Here is a 19503-nt window from a genome sequence, read left to right on the forward strand (position 1 = left end):
TTATCCATGATTATTAAACTATCCTGCCCCGATAGTTGCATAAAGAAAGAGCTGCCTTTAAGACAGCCCTCATCTTCAGCTAAAGCACCCGTTAGTTCATTAAGAAATTCAGTTTATAAGTCCTTTTAAATATGTTTTATGACATTTTTTTAAGAATCCCCAAACAATAATTAGAACCCCAAACACTACAAAGAACAAAATCGGCAGCTGAAAAATATCCATATAATCTCCTAATGCCCATGAATTATTTGCTTCAATAACATTCTGGTAGGTATCCTTATATTCATATTGAACAATCCAATTATCCTTTGTACTCGCCACTGTTCCTAAATCATAATCATCGCTAACAATTCTTTCTTTATTAAAAATTTCATACGGATCTTCTATCATAAATGTTGCATACTGATATTCAATGGGGTAAGTGGTAGAAGGTTTTTGTGTTATATTAAATTCTTTCAACCAATCTTTTAATTGAGCGTTCTCTTCTGTGTTAAATATTGCAAGATAATTCAAATGATCCTTATGTTCGTCGAAAAGAGTTTGAATATCCTCTTTTTTGGAGTCAGAAATCATATCATCATCACCTACAATGGTTAACACATCGTTCATGATGATGCTTCTTTCTTCCTTGAAATTATATATTTCTAAGGAGGTATTTACAAAAATGATAGCTCCTAGCACAAGTGAAACCAATGAAAATAATAAGATATAACGAGCAAATCTCTTTTGTACACTAAAAAATTCTGATAATCCTTTAATCATGTGTTTTTTATCTCCGAAGTTTTCAATAGCCATTCTGCTCGCTTCTTCTTCTGATACTCCCTTTTCTTTTAACTCATAGGCAGCCTCTAATAAATGCGATTGCATTTCCTCTTTTAATTCCTGGATTTCTTCTTTATCTCCATCAACATTTCGGTAAACCGAATGAACGTATTCTTCAATTTGTTTCATTTTTTATCCCCTTTCCAATAAAACGGAAAAACAGATACCCTGCAACATTTAATAAAGCAAATATAATAATCCAAACAATGTTCAATCTCCTCTGGTGATTAGCATTAATAATTGCCCAAATAGTAAACAACACCCAATAGATTAAAACACCCAAAAATAAAATATTATCTGCAAGTGGTCTATAACTGATATAAGTTAGATTGACATCCCAAATTTTGTTTCCAAGACTGTACCCTGTTTGTACAATAACATTGTGATTAGTTGTCAATACATCTTTCCTTACTTCAAATTCTGGTCTGATTTTTTGAAATTCTTCATTAGAAGAAGCAGAAAATATTTTCTCGTGGTCCATAAGCGTAATTTCATATATGGCAGGGCTTTTTTCTACAAGCTTTGCCATATACCGTTTATCACTCTTGCTTATCTCTTTATTGTCCCCTAAACGATTAAGGATAGTGGACATAACTAAATCCTCTCTCAATCTTTCTTTTTTCACTTCATTAAAATAAATAATTCCAAATGAAACTATACCAATTAATAGAAAGGCAAAAGCAGTGTAAAATATCTTTTTGGCAAATGTTTTTTGAACACGAAATAGCCCTGAAATAATGGATTGCATTTCTATTTCTCCACCAAAACGCTCAATAGCGATTTCAATAGCTTCTTGTTCTGACTTACCTTCTAACATCAACTCGTGTACAGCTTCTAACAAGTGACTTTTCATTTCTGTTTTTAATTCTTTTATTTCTTTTCGACTTCCAGCAACGTTTAGATATACTGTATCTACAAATGATTCAATTTTTTTCATTCTTGTCTCCCCCTTGTAAAAACGAATCCATAATTCTTTTCACAAATTGCCACTCCAAACGCTTTTCTTTATATCCGTTTATACCTATTGAAGTAATTTTATAATATTTTCTTCTTCCTCCTGGACCTTGTTCATCGCCCCAATAAGATTCAATCCATTCGTTCTTCTCTAATCGCTTTAAAGACAGATAAAGTGTACCTTCTTTTAATTCAAATTGGTTATCACTTTTTTCTCGAACGATTTTGGCTAATTCATAGCCGTACATATCCCTCCTATGTAAAAGAGAAAGGATGAGAGTGTCTATATGCCCTTTTAAGACTTCCTTATTAATTTCCAAATTATCCACCTCTTGGTATAAATATATTTTATATTACTATATAATGCAAGGTATTCATCAAAAAAAAACGGGTAGGTCTTAATGAACTATCCTGCCCCGTTAGTTGCATAAAGAAAAAGCTGTCTTAAAGACAGCTCCGATCCTCAGCTAACGCACCCGTTAGTTTAAGTGAAAAACCTCACAAACAGTGTATTATTTCATTTGAACAATATTATTATTTTAGGCTCTGATAAAGTTGATATTTAGACATAAAGAAAGACCATTAAATTTCGATGGTCTTACCAAACAAAAGCTTATGTTAATTGGTAATTAAGAAGTATGTTATCCACTACTTAATGGCGATATTACCTACATATTCAGCACTTCCGTTATCCGTAAGAAGGTCCACTTCTATTAGATATTCTCCTTTTTCTTTTGGGAAATTGAAGTTGAGATTTTTATCAACTTCCAATTCTACCTTCTCATCCTGCTTCCATACCCAAATACTTATTTTTTCAATCTTAAAGTCTTGACTATCAAAGTCTAAATAATCTTGTTGACCTGAATTAATACTTACTTGTTTTTGTTTCCTTGCAAGTGATAGAATATCTTTCGTTTTTTTCTTATATTCTTTATCAGATTTCCAATCTATATTAGCTACTTTTAATTTGATATCACTTTCAGAGTTTGTAGGATTAGAGAGTGTAACGCTAGGAGGTGTAAAATCATAATCCTCTCCTAAGCACCCTGTTAAAGAAAAGGCAAATAACAATCCACCAATTAAACTAAAAATTTGTTTCATATATTTACTCCTTACTATTCTCCCAGAAATAACTGGAATTATTTGTCGCTCGACGAACCTATAAATAGAAAACGATGGCGGCTACCATATTATTTATTATTGGTAATAAAGTATTGAAGACAATCATCCAAAAATTATACCATAATAAACCAATTTCTTATAAGCTATACTGCCCCGATAGTTCCATAAAGAAAAGCTGCCTTAAAGACAGCTCCGATCTTCAGCTAAAGCACCTGTTAGTTTAAGTGCATTTTTTCACAATCTTATAGTTTGAACATTAAACATTTAAGAAACACTCTAAAAATATAATTTCTTTTTAACACATAATTGAGGATTCGTGATTAATTTAGCTTTCGCTATTCCTCGCTTAAATCTTACATTGTTTAACCATTCAACAATTGCTTTTGCATCATAATTAGGGTGAATTCTTTCCCCATTTTCTAAAGCCCAATATTCTGTATTCTTTTCCTCGTCAAAAATCCAATTTAGAAAGTCCTCCTGAATACTGTTCATCTTCCTACCTACTTTTGTTGAACAAGAAATGTATTGAATAAAATCGTCACCAAAGTCAATTTTTATAATCATAAGAGTTTAACTCCTTAAAATCATTTTGAAATTAAGGCTATTATAGCATTCCTTATTAAACTAACCTGACCCTTTAGTTGCATAAAGAAAAAGCTGCCTTAAGACAGCTCCAATCTTCAGCTAACGCACCATTCAAATAGGCTAAGCCACTTTATTTAATTTTAGGCTTTATTCTCTGTTCAAATTCATCTTTAGTTATATCCCAAACTTCGTATTCCTCCCCAAACTTATCTCGAACATCTTGAGCCATTAAATCAGAAATTATTTCATAATCATCTACTATATCTTCGTTAAGAATTCCCTTGACTGTATTCCACTTAATAAATTTATCATCACTTGTGCTAATAATATAAAAATATCTGGTTTCAAACTTGTTTATCATTGGTTCCTCCATGATGAATTTTGGTTTCAAACCTTAATTTCATCCTTTATTAAAGGATCGCACCCTAAAGATAATTAACGAATAGAGTTGGTGGTCTTTTTTTTAAATCCTTTAATTGTTGTATAAATCGGATACAACAATAACAAACCTCCAAATAGCCATATCCCATATTCTTCACTAGGAAGATATTTATCTAATAAATCATTCAGAAATTGATTTCCTGTTATGATGAAGATTAGACCTAATATGAAAAATGTTAAAGACGTTTTGAAAAAACTTTTTATTTTAAATTTCTTGTCCTTATAACCATTAATTACGCCTATAACCACAGACAAAATAAGTAAATCAGTGACATTCATACGCCTTAACCTTCTTTTTTATTTTCAGCATAAGCGAAAAAAATTCTATTTCATATATGAAAATTTTTCAATCTTGTTGAACTAAACTGCCCCTTTAGTTCATTAAGCAAAAAGGCCACCAAATGGCAGCCCCGGTTCTCAACAACGCACCCGATAGTTCAACAACATACTCTTTCGTAAAAGAAAAATGAATCGGGCGGCTTTTTGGGGTTCGATTTCCCAAAAGAGTGCCCTAAAGCTTCTGTCCCACTAGCTTTATTCTGCCCTAACTACGCTTTCGAAATTACTTTTGTGGGATCCGTCACAAAAAGGTTTATTATCGGAAAGTCCACATCTGCATAGGGAAAAGGCTTCTTTTGTTTCAATTTTATTCCCTTCACCATCGACTAGCTCTACATTCCCTGATACACGTAATGAACCATTATCATTAACTTTAATAGTAGCTATAATAAATCACCTCTTTTTTAAAACATTTTTGCCATGGGGGAATAACTTTAAACGATAAATAAGTTCTACTTCCTCAATATTATTTGATTGACATCCTGAAATTACCAAAAGAAGAAGTGTTATACCAATAAAAACACACCACATTTTATCGCCCTCCCCCTTATTTTTAGAGGATATTACTTTAAAAAGTTCCAAAAACCTTATTCTACTAACCTGATCCTTTAGCTGCATAAGAAAAAGCAATCCTTCTTAATGAAGAATCGTACCCGTTAGTTAAGGAATCGACTTTTTTTACTTCTTCTTAATGAACTAACGCACCCGTTAGCTCATTAAGAGGTACCTCCAACATTTTATCCTATGAACAGAGATGGGGTGGAAACTATTGTGTCATTTTCCTAATTTGAGCATAATGTGATATTACCCATTTAATTGATTTCCTCCTTAAAAACAATTAAGGAGATGTTTCTAGATGTCACGTTGTGAATCAAGTTGTGATGACGGTTTTGGATTTGGTGGAGGTTTCGCCTTTATAGTCGTATTGTTTATACTCCTAATCATTGTTGGAGCCAGCTTTGTCGGTGGATACGGCGGCGGTGGCTATGGTTACGGGGGCGGTTACGGAGGCGGTTACGGAGGCGGTTACGGAGGCTGCTGCTAAATAGTATGAAAAATGCCGACCTTTATTGGTCGGCTTCTTCAAATTTGATTCCTATTTCTGAGGAATGATAGTTATTTTGAACACTCTAATTATGGTCCAGACGACAAAACGCGAAAAACTATGATAATACATTTTATGAAAAATAAAGCCCCGAATTTCCTACGCTTAGAATCCTCAAGGATCTCATATCTTAATGAACTAAACCAGCTAATAGGATGTCAATATCTTTCTCTAATATTTTCATTTCCCTTATGATATACTATTTTTGGCCATGCCAAATAACCCTCCAGAACCCTTTTGGAAGGATTTTTCTCTGTTTCACAAAACCGTTAATTAGGCTAAATCTAGGAACGTTTCTTTTCTCTTTAATAAAGCATAAATCCAATGAAGCAACTTATTCATACAGGCAACGATTGACACTTTGGCAGGTTTTCCTTCTGATTTTTTCTTATCATAGAATGCTTTAAGCTTTTTGTTCCTTGAACTTCTTATGCCGCATAGTACGGCAAGATACAGAGAATGACGTAGTCTGCTCGAACCCCTTTTGGTAATACGATTAATGGTTTCCGTAAACTTATCCGATGAGTGAACACTTGGATCTACTCCAGCGAAGGCAACCAGTTTTTTCGGATGATTAAACCGATCGATTTCACCAATTTCAGAGATAATCGTGGCTGCGATTTTTTCTCCGATACCGGGAATCGATTGGATGATCTTATATTCTTCCAGTTCATTTGCCAGGGCCACTATACGATCTTCTAAATCAGAAAGATGTCCCTGGTAATGAAAAAGCAACTCAATATACATACGAAGATTGATTACGTGACTTTCATACACGCTTTTTTGAAATGGATTTCTAGATGCGGAATCCATTATTTTTTTTGCTTTTTCACATGCCCATTCACCCGATCGGCTAGAACAGAACTCTATTACTCTATTACACTCTCTGCTAGTCTACTTTCTCCGGCCGTTAATACCGCCTCTGAAGTAGGATATTCCTTTAACATCAATAAAGAAACCTTTGAATATAGATCCCCAAAAACCTTCCGGTATTCAGGAAACACTTGATCTAAAATGGTGTGAAACTGAAGTTTAGCCTCCACATACATATTCGTTACGATTTCCTGTTGTCTGGACAAATTCCGAAGGTCTAATAGCTGAATTCCTCTAATTTTATGAGGTTCTAAATCCTCTTTGTAATACAGCACACACAACTGGTACGCATCGATAGCGTCCGTTTTTACCTTCCGTAAGCTGGACTTCTTTGCCTGATAAGAAATAATCGGATTTACTAAGATATATGGAATCCCTTGTTCCTCAAGGTATTGAATAACAGGAGAATGGTAATGCCCTGTAGACTCTAAAATGACCATAGGCATCTGCCCTGTCACCTCTTCAATTTCTTTTAGAAATTCTAAAAAATGCTCTAACTCCTCTTTGATATGCTTCATTGAAAAGCTCTTCCCATACGGTTTAGATTGATCTAAAAATGCCTGAACTTGGCTCTCTCCTTTTGCCACATCCAGACCAACAACTGGATTCATTGTTTTTTCCTCCTCTACTTACTAACCAGTACCCCTAGTCCTCCATGTAGTGTCATAGCTTCGCTTGTTATACGAGATCTGCGTCCCAACCAGCCTCAAACATGTTTCTACAAGTAGGGGGCGGACAGTTTAGTTCACGGGATCAAGTCCCACGCACCCGTACGTCCTACCCTGGCTACTGATATAATAGATTCTATTAAAAAAAGGTCAACCAGTAATTTTTACTGGTCGACCTTATAATACGAACGCACCCGTTAGTTTAACTAAATTACTTATCCTTATTATGCAGTTCAAATGACTCTTCAAAGCCATCCCATTTTACATTTACCTTTATAACTTCATCTTTACCTACCATTGCTCCATTTACTGAACTTCCACTAGTTTTAAATACTTTTTCACTAGGTGGATCAGGGTAGGCCTCTCTTTTATTTCCGCTACTAATGGTTGTTTCATAAGAATAATCAAGGTTTTTCATCGAAGATAACTCTTCCAAAGATCCCTTGTATTTTAATGTAAGTACATAGTTATCTTTGCTAGAATGAGTTGTTTGTTTGCCATTCCCCCCCCCATATTTCGGTTGCTTTATAAGAATATATAGCCTCCCAATGTTCGCTTTCTCCTATAAATTGATAATTATGTTCAGTCGTTTCCGATTTAGTATCTTTTTTAGTCGTTTCGGTATTATTTTCTTCTTTAGAGGTTTCCGCATTATAATCTTTGTTCGATGCGTTCGTACCACAAGCTGTTAAAACCATTATTATAAATAACATAGTGAATATTTTCTTCAACTAAACTCCTCCCAAATTATAAAATTGAATTCTTTATCAATTTTACCATTTAAAGGGTTTTGATTGAGTTTCGATTGGGAAATTTTTATTCCACTAACCTGCCCCGTTAGTTCCATAAGAAAAAGCTGCCTTAAAGACAGCTCCGATCTTCAGCTAACACACCCGTTAGTTCATTAAGGATGAAGTGTATAACCTTATTTTAGATTAATCTACTCGATTTTCTCCCAATCACTTCTTAATAGGCTAAATGTAATTAAGTCTTCATAATGGTCATATAACCATTGTCCATCCCGTTTAATTCCTTCTTGAACAAATCCCAATCTTCGTGGAATAGATATACTTTTTAGGTTATTAACTGCAACCTGAATTTCAATTCTATTTAAATCCAACTCTTTAAATAGGTAGTTCACTAATGAACTTACACTCTTAGTTATTATTCCATTCCCTTGTGCTTCTTCTGACAAAAAATAGCCGATACTTGTAGATTTGTTCTTCCAATCAATAAAATGAAGACCAATCATTCCAACTAATGCTCCATTATATCTAATGCCAGCATCAAAACCATTATTATTGCCATAATTGGTTATCCATATGGGTATGATAGGCTCAAAATCCTGTGAAGATTTTCTTTTATCAACCCAAAGTAGCCATTTTCGTAAATGTTCTCTGTTATTATCTACCAATTTGAATAATTCCTCTTTGTGCTGCTGTTGAAGTAACTCAATTTCTATTTGATTATCTACTTTGAATGAGAACATCTTCACACCACCTAATTTTTCCCTATTTTAACACAGGTTTTTATTATACAAAAAGTTATGCAACTATCCTGCCCCGTTAGTTCCTTAAGGGGTACCCATTTGGAACAGTCAAATAAAAAAAGAACCTCTAAAGAGATTCATTAAGGTGTATCTTCTAATTTATATGCCCTAAAAAAAATCTGCCAAATTAATTGGAGGATGTTTAGGTGTATCTTCTAATTTATCCACTAATTTTCCATTTTCATCGAAAATGTAAAGGGATGGTTTCCAAGTCATCCAATCTTCGGATGCAGGAATCAAAAAATATGAACAGATAAGGATTAACGATAATTTTGATAAAATTTTCATTTACATCCCCCTATTTATGTTTTCCTATGTTTTCCTATATTTTACTATACACTAAAAAAACTCCCCGCAGGGAGCTTTCTAATACCAAAACAAAATCCAATCTTTCCTAATCCACGTTTTCCTTCCATCTCTAAACCTTACTATGTAATATTGATCATTTCCGATACCAACGATTATTCCTACTGTGAAACTGTTCCACCTGTTCTTAGCCTTGCCAACATAAATTTTCATATTTAACATTTAAATTCCCCCTCTTACTTAATGAAGTGGAGTATATTCTATTAAATTAAACTCCCCCTTACTTATTCAGGTGGAATCTATTCTATTAAACTAAAATGTTTCTAGGGTCTAGCCAATAAAATTTTTAATTATGAACAAAAAAAGAACCTCTAAAGAGATCCCTAAATTATATTTTTAGTTGATTAATTCTAAAAAGGTAAATCATCTTTTATTAAAGGGCGTACCTTTCTTACTAAATCTGTAATGTCATTTTCTCCGTTGTAAACAACACTAACAATTTGAAAGTCGCCTGGATAGCGAGCAGAGCTTTTTATCTTTTGTATCCACTCATACGCTGATACAGCAGCTGTCCATTCCGGTTCTTTTCTAAAGTCAGTTGTAATTACTGAACAACTACCAGACTGTATGAACTTAGCACCGTTCGCAAACAATTGAACCTCAATCTGAATTTCCATTTGTATACTCCTAAATCTCTGTGCCTTTTCCTTCCTGAATTTAAAAAGGACTTTTTTTAATCCTCAACGATCACACTAATAATTTCATTAAATTTAATTTTCTCGAAGGAACTATCTTTCTTCTGAATACTTAACTCTTTCGTGACAGGATCAATATACACACAGTATCCATGCAGTTCAATTGGATTTCCCTCGTTATGCAATCTAAAGCTTATCGGTAAATGATATTCCATTGCATAATGAATGTTGTTTTCAAATTCTTCAACCGGTATTCATCAAGGATAGGTTTTTTATTTAAGAAATAATCGTCTTTATCCTTTTTTTTATTTAATGCTTTATGTTCTGGTAACATCAATGCTGCTTGCCATTTAATGATTCCTCTATCACGAATTGTACCCATTAGAAAGAAGATCTCTCCTTTTCATTTATTATATACGAACTAGCGTTCTTGTTAAAGGTAGGAAAAAATGGCTATTCCCGAGAATGGATTTAATCTTGTTTGTATTAATAATAAGGATTTGTTAAATATATTAGAACAAATAAAAAAGACCACTTATTGCGGTCTCCTTTCATGCCTTATAGAACTAATGCACCTGTTAGTTTAAGTAGAAATCTTCACAATATTAATTAACATAAATATCATCTTTTTTCCTTAAATTAGAAGTTTTTTGTGTAAATGGGTTTAGTAATTATAATAATAGGGTATTTATGATTTGGCATATTTAAAAAAAGGAGATTAAATTATGGATTCGTCACTTGATATATATAATTTAATGAAATTCATCGAAGAAAATAACGAGGATTTTGAAGATTCATTATTAAACGAAGCATCTAATGTGAAAGACAAAATTAAAGAAATATTAATGGTCGGTAATATTGACCTGATAAATAATGCCCGTAAGCTGGTTCGATACATTATTGAGGGTGAAGAACAAGAGCTTCAATCATTTGCTAAACAAGAAGGTATAGCTTGGGCGACACACGAAATACCATTAACTTTCAAATTAGAGTGGGTGCAAGCCATTCGAAGAACTTTGTGGAAGTTCCTACAAGGATATAACGAGGTAACGAATCACGTTATAAATGAAGATTTTTTTTCGGTAGAAAAACAAATAAATAATCAAGTAGACAGGTTTTTAAATGTTTTTTTTATCACATATTCTCAATACAAAGATTCATTGATAATGGCTCAAAGAGAATTGGTCGAAAATCTTTCTGTGCCAATAATCCCAATAACACCCACTATATGTATTTTGCCTTTAATTGGTGCGGTTGATCTTTACCGAACGAATATTCTAGAGGAAAAAGTTTTAATAGAGATTGGAAAATTACGTATTCAAACATTGATTATGGACTTATCTGGAATTATGGAAATGGAGACTGAGGTAATTGATCATTTAATGAAGATTATTGACGGCACTTCATTAATGGGATGTACCACTGTGATTACCGGGTTAAGAGCTGAAGTGGCTAGCAATATGATACGCTTAGGAATGAGATTAAATGAAAAAGCACAAACATTAGGAACTTTACAACAAGCGTTGAATAAATACTTAATAAGTTAAATACAGAGAATCTTAGAGGAGGGTCGCTTTGCCGACTCTTTTTCCTTATTCAATATATTCTGACCAACTGTCTAAATATTTTTTCCTGCCTAGCAGTTACATCTTTGTATAAAAAATATAGTTAGGTATTTAATTCAACACTAATCAATTCGTTTTCTTCTTCAACTAAACTGCCCCGTTAGTGCCATAAGAAAAAGCTGCCTTAAAGACAGCTCCGATCTTCAGCTAACGCACCCGTTAGTTTAAGTACAATCCTTCACAAACTCTTAACTGCAAATGAAGAATCTCCCAAAGTGCTATTTCAGCAACTTCTGAACAACCTTCACTTTCCAAATTCCGAATCCTATCAAAGCTCCGAACATATTAAGGATGAAATCATCAATATCAAAACTTCCTCTTTTTGTAACTAATTGTATTACTTCAATAACAAATAACAATATAATAATTGCAATTGAAAATACACTTACTTTGTTTATTCTTTTTATAAAGTAAGGCAGATAGATACCCATTGGCAAAAACATAATAAAATTACCAACGAGGTTTTTTATAGGTATATCCATATTCATACTTCCGCTAAAAATTGCTTTTATATATGTACTTATCGTTTTAAATGGAACAAAATTCGAAGACCTCTTAATATATTCCATCAAAGTCAAATCTGTCCATACGTTACCTCTTGTACCCAAGAATAATAGAACTACCAATGCGAGTAAATAAAAAATAAAACTGATGCTTAATACAATTTTTATAAATCTTTTCATTTTCCTCTCCTTTTTTTACTTTTATGTTTTCTATTGAATCGTTCGCAAGAATATTTTACCATTATTAAACTAAACTGCCCCGATAGTTCCATAAGAAAAGGAGCTGCTAATCAGCTCCTGATAATGAAGTAAAGCACCCGTTAGTTAAATAACAAAATCAATTTCTACTAAAGAATTGGTCCTACTAATGATAGGTTTCTCTTTTACTAGTCTAATTGCGGTTTTATTTTATAAATATTACAATTAAATAAATGACATAAAACTAGATGTAAGATCTTGTCTTACTTTAAATTTTCCAATTTAATGTGAGGGAGCATCTTACTTGCTATAAATTGCGAATCATTTCCTTTATTTCATCACGTTTTTGAATGGTTGTATCGTTTTTATTTGGGAAAATCGCTGTGGCACCACCGTCATTTTCAATATCAACTAGTAAATCGAAAAAATTCAAAAGTGGTATGTTGAACGCTTCGTATGACTCATCTATATTGGCAGACTCCATTTCAGCAAAACTTCGACTTGGCCAAACAGGTAGTAAAAATGGATAGTCTCCATCATCATCTTCTAATAGTAATAAGTCGCCATTTTCGTCGCGTAGTAACCACACCTGTTCATCCGTTGCAACCATACCATAAAAATATGCAAGTCGCTTTTCAGCAGGACGGTTTAAGATAAATCGTTTAATTAATTTCATATATGTCATTCCTTTATGATAATTGTTAGAAAATATACAAGTTTCTATATCTGTCTGTAATTTTCCTTCCTGAACTAAACTGCCCCGATGGTTGCATAAAAAAGGAGCTGCTGATCAACTCCTGATAAGTAAAGCAATCGTTACTTAAATTAGAAATTTAATTAGCTTCTCTTTGTCCTCTTAAATAATAAATAACCTAAAACACCTAAAATTAATGCTATACCTCCGAAAACAATTACTTGAAATATAATATCCCCTATAAACATAACCTGTTTCTCCTTTTCTAAAAAACATTTTCCTAAATCTGTATACGAAATTTTTCCTAAAAAGGTTTCAACTGATAGCTTGATTCTAAAAGTCTTATTAAACTAAACTGCCCCGTTAGTTGAGTATAATGTAGCAGCAGAGTAATTCCTATCTCATTTAATGAACTAATCTCCTGGGAGAAAAACATCTTCACGAAGGCAGCCGATTGTTGTACAGCCTGAAAGGCCGAGGATAAAGGTGGACCAAAAGATTGAATACACGTTTAGAAAAAAAGACTGAGTGACTCAGTCTTTTTATAATCTTTGCCTGTCAGAAGACACCTTGCGTATGGGTGACACTCTTCATTTTTTTAACGAAAAAAATGATATCCTTGCAGGAAAACAAGGGAAAGGGCTAAAAACCAAACCGCATATTTTGCCTGTTTTCCAAACTCTTTCCCAGCTTTTATTCCATATTGAATCGTGTGTAAAATAACCATAATCAATAAAAGATTTGCCAGAAGACCCATTATATCAATCCCTTACACGTTGTCGATTAGTGGGCAAAACTTGTTCTCCGAATTGGTATAACTCTACCTCGTAATGAATGTTGACCGTGGCTTTTGGATAGTTTTCCATCCAATTGTAGGCTTCGTATTGTTTCATGGTGAGAAATTTCCGCCTGGCCATATAATAGAATTCAAAAAGATCCACTTTCAGTTTTTCTTGTGATTTCTTCACCACCTTGTCCGTTTTCCTTTCCAATTCTTTTTCAATATGGCTTTTCAGCATGTCTCCATTCTCGATATTCGTTGAGTAATTAACCAAACTCGGAACAGAAACGAGATCCACTTTCACGGGAACGGTCGCTGTAATGACGGGACTTGATTTTTTTGTATTGACTTTTATTTTGGCTTTTTTTTCGATATAAACTCGTGTCCCAATCGTTTCATTTGTTTTGACGGGATCCGTAAAAGCGGTTGTTAATTCATCCACATCTGAATCTTGTTGCAACATAAGGGTTAACCTCGTTTCTTCACCCGTCAACTTTCCGATCGCTTTTCCATTCTTGAACACAACCGAACCGATGGATTGCGTGTGGCTTCCTGATCGGATTTTTACCTCACCCGCCACATTTTCATCTTCATCTTTTATTATCCGTTGCTTCCTTTCCTTGGCTGTGCTATAAATGGCTAAAAAGGCACCCGCATCGTGCTGCGTATTTTTCAAATACATTTGATACGTCGATAAAGGAACGAATCCTGTCTCTTTCCACCTTTGACCCATCAAATCGTAAAATTTGTGGGGTCTTGTTTCAAAAGGCGTTTTGTTGTTTCTGATAAAAGAAGAAGCGTTCTCTTTCGATACCAAAAATAACACGTTTTCTCTCAGTCCCCTTTCTTTTGTGATGGTTTCTGATATATGCAGAAACATGTTATCTTTCGCCAGTTCCTCCCCAACGATTAACGCTTTCACATGCGAGAGGGATACGTTCCTTGATATGCTTACATTCGCGAGTTGTGTAGCGACCGCAAGGTTCGGGGCAGACAGGGTCACAATTTCAAATGCTTTTTCTTTCTCTGCTTTGGAACGATCCGTTGAACCGACTTGCGGATTGGCAATTTGATAGGTTACATCGAGCATCCCATTTTTTCCTTTGTCCAAACCCACCACCACAACAAACGCTTGTTCTTCCAGTTCTATTTTATCCCAGCACCCCGTTAATAAGAAAAGGGACAAGACAAGCATCCACTTTTTCATGATTTCCTCTCCTTCCTCTTCGCAAATATCCACATCATGAATGGCAAGAAAAAGAAATAAAAGGAACCGAAACGGAAAATAACATTTTCCCTTATGATGTATTCCGATTCGACAGGATTTTCAGGAAGCATGCCTAGACCGATGAGAAGTGCGGCAAAGGGAATCAAAAGGGGTTCGATTTTTTTGATTTTAAATAAATAGGAAAATAGGGCGGTGGTGATATACAGATAAAAGGAAAATCGGATAAACGTCGAAAGGAGCCAAATGGGTAAAAAGATGGTTTCAGGGTTCGCTAAAAATCGGCCTGCCGAAACATTTCTGGTCGTTTCATGGAATAAATAGGTGATTTCGGTAACCAGTGGCACATCATACAGCATGATATAAAACAAGAAAAACGTGACGAGTTCGAAACAGACGATAGCAAAACTGATGAGGCTCGATTTTTTATAGGTGGGAAAATCCCTAAAAAAAGTCATGAAGACGGCAAGTGCCATAATTTCCACGAAAAGTGGCATAAACTTGAACCCTGTGATAAAAATATTCTCCCATGTTCGTCCGAAAATCGGAAAAAGATACGAAAATTCAAGCCGATCCCAAAGGAGGATAATGAGGAGGAATAACCCTCCTTTGATCACAAAAAGAAAAATGAAACTGGTTCTTGTGATTCCTTCCAAACCCCTTTTCGCAAGAAACACGCACACGATAAGGAGCAGGGTGTAAAGGGCAAGAAGCGGCGTTTTAGGAAAATAAAGGGTGGATATGATATTCACATAGCTTCGAGTGTCCACTGCTGTTCCGATCAGGAAAAGGAGAAAGAAAATCAATCCTACTAGGAAACCTAAGGGTTTTCCGAAAATCATGTCAAACACGTCGATTAATCCTTTATCAGGGTATTTCTTCATCACACTTAAAAAAACTAGAAAGGAAAGAAGAAAACAAAGAGCGGAAACGAGTATCGCCATCCAACTGGCCGTTTCCGTTTCGTCGAACAGCAAAGTGGGCGTCATATCGGCAAACTTTATTCCAATGACGGGCAAAAGTAACGAGATGATTTCTCTTTTTCCGAGTTTATACTCTTTCTTTTGGATCATAGCCCTCTTTTTCCTTTCGTTTTTGAGTTTTCCGTCGCTTTCTTTGGATGCAGATACATCGGTTTGATTCGTTCCTTCCAGGAAACCTTTCTTCCTATCGTATCTTTAGACGACGGAAAGAAAGGAATGGTGGGTGCCAGGTACGGCACGCCAAAGGAAGTGAGGGTGGATAAATAGGCGACACACATGATTGTCGCCATCATGACGCCAAAAAGTCCCATGAAGGAGGCAAGAATGAGCAGGGCAAAACGCATAATCCTAACCGCAAAGCTGAACGATACATTCGGAATGGCAAAGGAGGCAAGTCCCGTTATCGAAACCACGATGACCAAAATCGGGGAGATGATATTGGCATCCACGGCTGCCTGCCCTAAAATGAGCGCCCCCACGATTCCGATTGTCGAACCCATCACCGTCGGAATTCGGATTCCTGCTTCCCGTAAGATTTCAAACACCAATTCCATCATGATGATTTCAAAAATGACGGGAAATGGGACCGTTTCCCTTGTTGCAGCAATGGCAAGGAGAAGATCGGTTGGAATCATCGCACTGTGGAAATTCACAATCGCCACGTATAAACTGGGTGTAAATAGAGCGATGAAGACTGATAACAATCGAATCATCCGTATAAAATTTCCATAGGCCCACCTCAGGTAATAGTCTTCCGACGTGTGAAAAAACGACCAAAAAGTAGCGGGCGCCACAAGCGCGGCAGGTGAATTCTCCATGAGAAGGATCACATTCCCTTCCCGTATGAAGGAAGTCGCCCTGTCGGGTCGTTCCGTATAGAGAATGGTCGGAACAAGGGAGTAGGCCCTTTCTTCTAGATGCTGCTCCAACACCGATACATCCTCGATATAGTCCACGTCAATTTGTGATACGCGTTCTTTGATTTGATGCAATAAGTCAAAATCCATCACATTTTTCAGATACATCAGGCTGATTTTCGTCTTCTTGCCATTTCCGATATAAAGCGTTTCCGTCACTAAGGATTCGTCACGGAGCCTTTTTCTAATGAGGGAGACGTTGACGGTTCCTGACTCCACAAACGCCTCATTGGACCCTTTAATCACGTTTTCCGATTGCGGCTTATCCACGCTTCGACCATCATATTTGGCTGTTTGAAGCGACAGGACGCTTGATGACCCTTCCATCAGGATGATGGTTTGTCCGTCCAATAAAGCGGAGACGGCTTCTTTCCTTTCTATAAGGGTGGAAACTTGATTTCCTGTAAGAATCGTTTTGCTTATCACCTCGGTTAAATCTTCGCCCACTTCTATTTGTATCTCCTTTTCTTGCAAAGAAGAAATGGCGTGGTCAATGAGGGTGGCATCCACCATCCCCCTCATAAAAAAAAATTGGGCGTCTTTATTTTGTGAAGGCACATGTATAGGACGGACTCCAAGGTCGGAGTTATCAGGATAAGAAAAAATGGTTTTCAGATAGGTGCTGTTTTCCTGTAAATCACACGAAAAAATCAAATTTTCTTCTTCTGTGTTTTCTTCTATTTTAGATTTCTTTTTTCTTGAATGAAAGTTAATCATACACACCTCTGCCTGCTTTTTACTTAGTATGGGGCAAAAGACTATAAGTTAATTCTTAAATGTTTCTTTTGTAATTCAGTGTTTAAAATTTTAACTTGATTTTTACCCATCTAATTATAAAAAACCTTAATAAATAAAGGAGAGTACATATTAGCCATGTATAATATGTACTCTCCTTTTTTCTTTTAGTGAACTAACACACCCGTTAGTTGAATAAAGAAAAAGCTGCCTCAATGACAGCTCCAATCTTCAGCTAACGCACCCGATAGTTTAAGTAAATTTCTTCACAAACTTGTACCTTTACACTAGATTTATTATAAAAATGCTGCCCAACTGCGACCTAACCAAAAATCTTACTGATTATTGCAACTGAATCATTTAAAGGAAAGCATCCATTGTTTAAATTTACTTCTTTCAAACTCTTTTAACCATAAAAAGAACTGCAGATACATGCAGTTCTATCAGAGAAAATTGGTAAGTTTTAAATTTACATATAAATCGATTTATAATAAGAGGCGTTTTTTACTTTTTGAGTAAGTTTAAATGATTTTTAATACTTAATAATTGTTCTTCCTAAATGGTGACCGTCCTTAACTGCTTCAATCGTTTTAGGTAATTCTGTAAGTGAAATCTCACTTATAAGAGTAGTTTGAGAAATGTTCCATTCATTCGCTATTTTCTCCCAAATATAACCACGATTATTAATTGGTACATTTACAGAATCAATTCCCAAAAGGTTAATCCCTCTGAGTATAAACGGTAATATTGTTGATGTTAGTTTTATACCACCTGCATTCCCACACATACTCATACTTCCACCATAAGAAATTTGAGGAATTAATACAGAAGCAACTTCCCCACCAACAGTATCTAGGACATAGTCAAACTTTTGTTTATTTAATGGTTTATTTTGCTCTCCTAACTCATTAACAAAAATCACATTAGTTGCTCCTAAAGATTTTGCTACCTCTGCTTGGTGTTCTTTTCGAACTAAAGCAGAAATATTTTTGTAACCAATTTTAGATAAAATTTGTAATGCAATACTACCTACTCCACCAGTTGAACCAGTGACTAGTATCCTAGGATTGTTATTTATATTCATTCCTTTCTTCTCTAAAGCTATGATGGAGAGTGCAGCCGTAAATCCTGCTGTCCCAAAAACCATAACATCTTTCAAGGTTAAATTGAATGGCAAAGGAACAATCCAATCTGCAGAGACTCTAGCATATTCTGCAAACCCTCCTGTATGGCTCATCCCCATTGCAAAACCTGTAACAACAACTTTCTGTCCCTCTTTGTAACGATTATCTGTAGTATGAACAATGGTTCCACTTAAATCAATTCCGGGGATCATTGGATAATTTCGAATAACTCCCCCATTTTTTTGAACAGCCAACATATCCTTATAGTTTATTGAAGAATATGCCACCTTTATTAAAACCTCGCCATCAGAAAGACTGTCAAGATTAACATCTTCCAAATCATAAATTACTTGATCCTGTCTTTCTTGTACAATAATTGCCTTGAATGTATTCATAATTATCCACTCCTTTTTTGTCACAAAACATTTTTGTAACAAAAATGTTTCATTGCAAAATCTAACATGATATTATGGTTACTGTCAATATGGAGGAGATACTATGGAATTAAAAAATTGTATGAACTTTTTACTAAGTGTTAGTCAGAATAAAGTTTTCAAATATTTTAGCAAGCTTTTAGAGGAATTTGGAGTAACACCAGCTCAATATGGTGTGTTGAATTGTTTGTGGAGAGAAGGACAATTATCTCCTAAACAAATTGGAGAAATGGTATATTTAGAAGCCCCTACTGTCTCTGGGATATTAGATAAAATGCAAAAAGCCGAATTAATAGAACGTTCGGTAGATCAAAAAAATCGTAGAAATGTTTTAGTGATAGCTACTCAAAAATCTAACAAAATTAGAGATGAAGTTGAAGCTGCAACAATTAAGTTGAATAATAAGGTTCTTCAAAACTTGTCAGAAAACGATAAAGAAGTGCTAAAAAAAGCATTAGAAACAATAATAAAGTCTGATTTATAATTATAAAATCTATTTTCTCTTAACCTATGTTTGGAACAGTACTTTGACGGCGTGTAAAATTATGGACTATCTCTAACTATATTTAGCTTAGAAAAAACAAATTAAAGTAGACCCCCGTCATAATCTGTTGATGGGGGTGACCAAATTGAAAATTTTAAATTGGTAGATTTTATAGAATAAATCCTTCGTTTGAAGCTACCCTCTTTTAAACTAACCTGCCCCGTTAGTGCCATAAGAAACGGGGAAGAAGGGGCGTTTAAGAGCGGTAACACTCAATAGGTATTACCGCAATGAAATATAAATATAAAGTAGTATTCTTTCTTTTTGAAGAACTTCTAACC

Annotated in this window: 23 protein-coding genes and 2 pseudogenes; 3 read left to right on the top strand and 22 right to left on the bottom strand. The window is 34.8% G+C overall.

Features of this window, described 5'->3' with window-relative positions; genetic code table 11:
* Positions 1-108: 108 nt before the first annotated feature.
* The 8 genes from AC3ISB_RS14200 to AC3ISB_RS14235 all read right to left on the bottom strand — a co-directional run bounded on the left by AC3ISB_RS14200 (position 109) and on the right by AC3ISB_RS14235 (position 4653).
* A complete protein-coding gene (locus tag AC3ISB_RS14200) occupies positions 109-951 on the bottom strand; it encodes a permease prefix domain 1-containing protein (RefSeq protein WP_489273577.1) in 843 nt (280 codons plus the stop codon).
* Positions 938-1759, bottom strand: a complete 822-nt coding sequence (locus tag AC3ISB_RS14205) for a permease prefix domain 1-containing protein (protein WP_489273578.1) — start codon at positions 1757-1759, stop codon at positions 938-940. Before AC3ISB_RS14205 ends, AC3ISB_RS14200 begins: the two co-directional genes overlap by 14 nt.
* Complete coding sequence (locus AC3ISB_RS14210) at positions 1746-2096, bottom strand: helix-turn-helix transcriptional regulator (protein ID WP_202317114.1); 351 nt, start codon at positions 2094-2096, stop codon at positions 1746-1748. Before AC3ISB_RS14210 ends, AC3ISB_RS14205 begins: the two co-directional genes overlap by 14 nt.
* Positions 2097-2424: 328 nt before the next feature.
* Complete coding sequence (locus AC3ISB_RS14215; RefSeq protein ID WP_489273579.1) at positions 2425-2877, bottom strand: hypothetical protein; 453 nt, start codon at positions 2875-2877, stop codon at positions 2425-2427.
* A gap of 297 nt (positions 2878-3174) precedes the next feature.
* Positions 3175-3462, bottom strand: coding sequence for a hypothetical protein (locus AC3ISB_RS14220; RefSeq protein WP_144480159.1), 288 nt, complete (start codon positions 3460-3462; stop codon positions 3175-3177).
* 151 nt (positions 3463-3613) lie between these two features.
* Positions 3614-3844, bottom strand: coding sequence for a hypothetical protein (locus AC3ISB_RS14225; RefSeq protein WP_144480161.1), 231 nt, complete (start codon positions 3842-3844; stop codon positions 3614-3616).
* Positions 3845-3918: 74 nt separating this feature from the next.
* A complete protein-coding gene (locus AC3ISB_RS14230) occupies positions 3919-4203 on the bottom strand; it encodes a hypothetical protein (protein ID WP_489273580.1) in 285 nt (94 codons plus the stop codon).
* A gap of 255 nt (positions 4204-4458) precedes the next feature.
* Positions 4459-4653 carry a CDGSH iron-sulfur domain-containing protein gene (locus tag AC3ISB_RS14235; RefSeq protein WP_081109037.1) on the bottom strand — a complete coding sequence of 65 codons (195 nt, stop codon included), beginning with the start codon at positions 4651-4653 and terminating at the stop codon, positions 4459-4461.
* Positions 4654-5119: 466 nt separating this feature from the next.
* On the opposite strand from AC3ISB_RS14235, the pseudogene AC3ISB_RS14240 reads away from it, so the two are divergent.
* Positions 5120-5236: pseudogene (locus tag AC3ISB_RS14240) on the top strand (YjcZ family sporulation protein); the annotation flags it as partial.
* A 405-nt stretch (positions 5237-5641) separates the two neighbouring features.
* Here AC3ISB_RS14240 and AC3ISB_RS14245 read toward each other — a convergent pair.
* The 8 genes and pseudogenes from AC3ISB_RS14245 to AC3ISB_RS14280 form a co-directional block, all read right to left on the bottom strand.
* Positions 5642-6852, bottom strand: a pseudogene (locus AC3ISB_RS14245) (IS110 family RNA-guided transposase).
* 268 nt (positions 6853-7120) lie between these two features.
* Positions 7121-7327 carry a hypothetical protein gene (locus AC3ISB_RS14250; protein WP_489273581.1) on the bottom strand — a complete coding sequence of 69 codons (207 nt, stop codon included), beginning with the start codon at positions 7325-7327 and terminating at the stop codon, positions 7121-7123.
* Positions 7328-7385: 58 nt separating this feature from the next.
* A complete protein-coding gene (locus AC3ISB_RS14255; RefSeq protein ID WP_489273582.1) occupies positions 7386-7640 on the bottom strand; it encodes a hypothetical protein in 255 nt (84 codons plus the stop codon).
* 209 nt (positions 7641-7849) lie between these two features.
* Positions 7850-8398, bottom strand: a complete 549-nt coding sequence (locus AC3ISB_RS14260) for a GNAT family N-acetyltransferase (protein ID WP_430102251.1) — start codon at positions 8396-8398, stop codon at positions 7850-7852.
* Between the two features lie 168 nt (positions 8399-8566).
* Positions 8567-8746 (bottom strand): hypothetical protein, encoded by a 180-nt coding sequence (locus AC3ISB_RS14265; RefSeq protein WP_330502006.1) that lies wholly within the window; start codon positions 8744-8746, stop codon positions 8567-8569.
* Between the two features lie 428 nt (positions 8747-9174).
* Complete coding sequence (locus AC3ISB_RS14270; protein WP_489273583.1) at positions 9175-9441, bottom strand: hypothetical protein; 267 nt, start codon at positions 9439-9441, stop codon at positions 9175-9177.
* 56 nt (positions 9442-9497) lie between these two features.
* Positions 9498-9674 (bottom strand): YolD-like family protein, encoded by a 177-nt coding sequence (locus AC3ISB_RS14275; protein ID WP_387548532.1) that lies wholly within the window; start codon positions 9672-9674, stop codon positions 9498-9500.
* Entirely contained in the window at positions 9653-9841 is a 189-nt protein-coding gene (locus tag AC3ISB_RS14280; RefSeq protein ID WP_489273584.1) for a YolD-like family protein, read from the bottom strand. The genes AC3ISB_RS14275 and AC3ISB_RS14280 overlap by 22 nt, the downstream gene beginning before the upstream one ends.
* Before the next feature lie 343 nt (positions 9842-10184).
* Between AC3ISB_RS14280 and AC3ISB_RS14285 the strand changes: the two genes are divergently transcribed.
* Entirely contained in the window at positions 10185-11006 is an 822-nt protein-coding gene (locus AC3ISB_RS14285) for an STAS domain-containing protein (protein WP_489273585.1), read from the top strand.
* Positions 11007-11302: 296 nt separating this feature from the next.
* On the opposite strand, the gene AC3ISB_RS14290 is transcribed toward AC3ISB_RS14285, so the two are convergent.
* The 6 genes from AC3ISB_RS14290 to AC3ISB_RS14315 all read right to left on the bottom strand — a co-directional run bounded on the left by AC3ISB_RS14290 (position 11303) and on the right by AC3ISB_RS14315 (position 18639).
* Complete coding sequence (locus AC3ISB_RS14290; protein ID WP_489273586.1) at positions 11303-11767, bottom strand: VanZ family protein; 465 nt, start codon at positions 11765-11767, stop codon at positions 11303-11305.
* Positions 11768-12092: 325 nt separating this feature from the next.
* Positions 12093-12461 carry a DUF2750 domain-containing protein gene (locus AC3ISB_RS14295; RefSeq protein WP_283867320.1) on the bottom strand — a complete coding sequence of 123 codons (369 nt, stop codon included), beginning with the start codon at positions 12459-12461 and terminating at the stop codon, positions 12093-12095.
* Positions 12462-13240: 779 nt separating this feature from the next.
* Complete coding sequence (locus tag AC3ISB_RS14300; RefSeq protein ID WP_489273587.1) at positions 13241-14467, bottom strand: Ger(x)C family spore germination protein; 1227 nt, start codon at positions 14465-14467, stop codon at positions 13241-13243.
* Positions 14464-15558 carry a GerAB/ArcD/ProY family transporter gene (locus AC3ISB_RS14305; RefSeq protein ID WP_489273588.1) on the bottom strand — a complete coding sequence of 365 codons (1095 nt, stop codon included), beginning with the start codon at positions 15556-15558 and terminating at the stop codon, positions 14464-14466. The genes AC3ISB_RS14300 and AC3ISB_RS14305 overlap by 4 nt, the downstream gene beginning before the upstream one ends.
* Complete coding sequence (locus AC3ISB_RS14310) at positions 15555-17102, bottom strand: spore germination protein (RefSeq protein WP_489273589.1); 1548 nt, start codon at positions 17100-17102, stop codon at positions 15555-15557. The genes AC3ISB_RS14305 and AC3ISB_RS14310 overlap by 4 nt, the downstream gene beginning before the upstream one ends.
* A 550-nt stretch (positions 17103-17652) precedes the next feature.
* A complete protein-coding gene (locus AC3ISB_RS14315) occupies positions 17653-18639 on the bottom strand; it encodes a YhdH/YhfP family quinone oxidoreductase (RefSeq protein ID WP_489273590.1) in 987 nt (328 codons plus the stop codon).
* A 103-nt stretch (positions 18640-18742) separates the two neighbouring features.
* Here AC3ISB_RS14315 and AC3ISB_RS14320 point away from each other — a divergent pair, with 103 nt between their 5' ends.
* Positions 18743-19162 (top strand): MarR family winged helix-turn-helix transcriptional regulator, encoded by a 420-nt coding sequence (locus tag AC3ISB_RS14320; RefSeq protein WP_489273591.1) that lies wholly within the window; start codon positions 18743-18745, stop codon positions 19160-19162.
* Positions 19163-19503: the final 341 nt, after the last annotated feature.

The sequence above is a fragment of the Peribacillus sp. GL_122 genome (genome assembly GCF_057835005.1).